This window comes from Streptomyces swartbergensis (assembly GCF_002148965.1).
Classification (GTDB): Bacteria; Actinomycetota; Actinomycetes; order Streptomycetales; family Streptomycetaceae; genus Streptomyces; species Streptomyces swartbergensis.
The window spans coordinates 1-2434 of the sequence record NZ_NGFN01000609.1; the positions used below are offsets into that span (position 1 = coordinate 1).

Below are 2434 nucleotides of genomic sequence, written 5' to 3' on the forward strand. Positions count from 1 at the left end.
GTCGTAGGCAGGGGTGGAGACCATGTCTCCTCCTTTGGAGGGGTTGGCGGGTCGTACGGCCCGACGGGGACGGAGGGGAGAGCCGTTGGTGCGGGGAGCGGCGTCAGAGGCCGGGGCAGAGCTCGGCCATGCAGCCGAACAGGCCGGGGCCGTCGAGCGGGGGCAGTGAGGGGTCGAGCTCCCGGTAGACGGTGTGCACGTTGACGGCGAGGCGTTCGCTCTCGTCCAGGTCGGCGAAGCGGCCAAGGCGGATGTCGCGTGCCGCGTCCATGGCGGGCATGCCGGCGGTGAAGCGGGCGGTGGCCTGCTCGTGGACGTATTCGAGGTAGTCGCGGATCTCGCGGACGGACTGCTTGGTGGTGACGGGGCCGTGGCCGGGTACGACGATGTCGGCGTCGAGGCCCAGCAGCAGGTCGCAGGCGGCGAGCCAACGGGTGAAGGGACCGTGCCAGACGATCGGCGCTGCCCCGGCGAAGACGATGTCGCCGGTGTAGACAGTCCTGGCCTGCGGCACGTGGACGATCGTGTCGCCGGCGCTGTGCGCGGGCCCCACGTCGATGAGGCGGACCTCCGTCCCACCGATGTCGATGACGGTCTCGCCGTCAAAGACCCGGTGCGGGAGGACGGGTTGGATGCCGGTGTAGTCGAAGCGGCCGAAGATATGGCGGGCGAAGTGTCCGGCCGGGCTGTCCATGCCGGTCAGTGCGTGCATTTCGGCCGGGCCCACCTGCCGCATGTCCGCCACGGACCCCCGGGCCGCGATGATCTCGGCGTGGGACACGAGCTGGTTGCCGAACCAGTGGTCGCCGTTGCCATGGGTGTTGACCACGGTGGAGATAGGTGCGGGAGCGGTGAGCGGCGCCAGTGCGTCGAGCATGGTCTTGGTCAGCCGCAGGTCGTAGAGGGTGTCGACGAGCAGTGACTCGCCCCGGCCGGTAATCAGCCCGGCGTTGCTCATGCCCCATCCGACATCGCCCGCGATCCAGGCGTAACAGCCGTGTCCGAGCTCGACACGGCCCGTCCGGGATGTCACGGAAGCCACGTTGCCTCCTTGTCAGCGTCCCGCGATCAGCAGCGCGAGACCTTCATCCACTACTGGACTCGAGTCCAGCAGTGGAGAGGAATCTAGAATGGTCCCGGGGTGGGGTCAAGAGCCGTGCGGCCTTGTGCTGTACTGAGTGCCATGAAGATCCGGGACGCGGCAGCCGCCTCCGAGGGCGGCGCGGCCGTCGGACGCCAGGAGCGCAGACGCCGGAAGCTGCACGACCAGCTGTATGAGGCGGCGGTCGGCCTCTTCGTCGCCCAGGGATTCGAGGCGACCACCATGGAGCAAATCGCCGAGGCCGCCGATGTCGCCCGGGCGACCGTCTTCAACCACTTCGCGCAGAAGGTCGGCTTCCTCGAGGAATGGGGAGTCCGCCGCCGTGCCCGCGTCGCTGAGATCCTCGGCGCGGAGCACGCCGAGGACCTGCCGGTCGGCGACCGGCTGCGCCGCTACCTGAAGGAGATGGCCGACCTCAACGTCGCCTCACGTGCCGAGACCACCGTCCTGATGGACGCCTCAGCGCGGTACGGGCGCCTCCTGCAGGACCCATCCCTGGAAGTCGAACTCGCCAGGATTGTCGAGCAAGGGCGGCAATGCGGGGAGATCAGGGCGGACGTCGACTGCGACCAGGCCGGCCAACTGCTGGCCGCCTGCTACTTCTCGACGATCCTGCGCTGGATCCGCGAGGAACCGGCCCCCTTCGACCTGGACGAGCGCCTCGCCGGGGCGCTCGACATCATCCTGCTGGGCCTTCTTGCCGACGAGGCACATGCCGGGGAACCCTGACGGTTCCCCTCAACGCTGCCTTGAGGCAAGAGGCCGGTGGGCCCGTCGATTAAGCAAGCCCGTGGCTCCTGCGTGATCGTTCTGCGTAGAGAACACAAATGATCACGCAGGCCCACAGGCATCTTGCCTCCAGGGCCAAGCCCCCCGGTCCAACACGAACCGTGACGTCCCGTCAGCAGACCGAGCCAGCGCACCGCTCAACTTCGAAGACCCCCCTATCTACGGATTAGGGAACCAACAGGGCTCCTGTGCCGGTGGGTTGAGATGTCGAGCACCTCCCTCAACGGCACGGGGGCTTTGTGCGTTGCGGCCCTCACCTCGACCTGACCGGCGTCACCCGATCAGTGGCCACGCTGAAAACGCTCACCGGCTACGAGAACGACCTCGATCTCCCTGGCGCAGTCGAATGGCGTGAGCTCGGTCCCCACCAATGGGAGCACCCGAGCTAGCTTGATCTTTAACCTGTGCGGCGGGGTCGTGGGGTCGTTGTCTTCTTGGTTCGTTGTTTCGCAGTGCCTGATTTGCGGACTGTGTGCACGTCGTGGCGTGGGGTGGGCCGGGTGTTCTTGCTGCCGGGCGGTCGTCCCGGGCCGGGGCGGGAGG

Annotated in this window: 2 protein-coding genes; one reads left to right on the plus strand and one right to left on the minus strand. The window is 67.7% G+C overall.

Annotated elements, in window-relative coordinates; translation table 11 throughout:
• Window positions 1–103: 103 nt before the first annotated feature.
• On the minus strand, window positions 104–1042 hold the full coding sequence (locus CA983_RS42760) for an MBL fold metallo-hydrolase (protein ID WP_086606006.1): 939 nt from the start codon (window positions 1040–1042) through the stop codon (window positions 104–106).
• Window positions 1043–1183: 141 nt separating this feature from the next.
• Between CA983_RS42760 and CA983_RS42765 the strand changes: the two genes are divergently transcribed.
• Window positions 1184–1831, plus strand: a complete 648-nt coding sequence (locus CA983_RS42765; RefSeq protein WP_086606007.1) for a TetR/AcrR family transcriptional regulator — start codon at window positions 1184–1186, stop codon at window positions 1829–1831.
• Window positions 1832–2434: the final 603 nt, after the last annotated feature.

Coding starts and splice junctions, on each gene's coding strand:
- CA983_RS42765 (WP_086606007.1), top strand. CDS start 1,184: ATGAAGATCCGGGACGCGGCAGCCGCCTCCGAGGGCGGCGCGGCCGTC.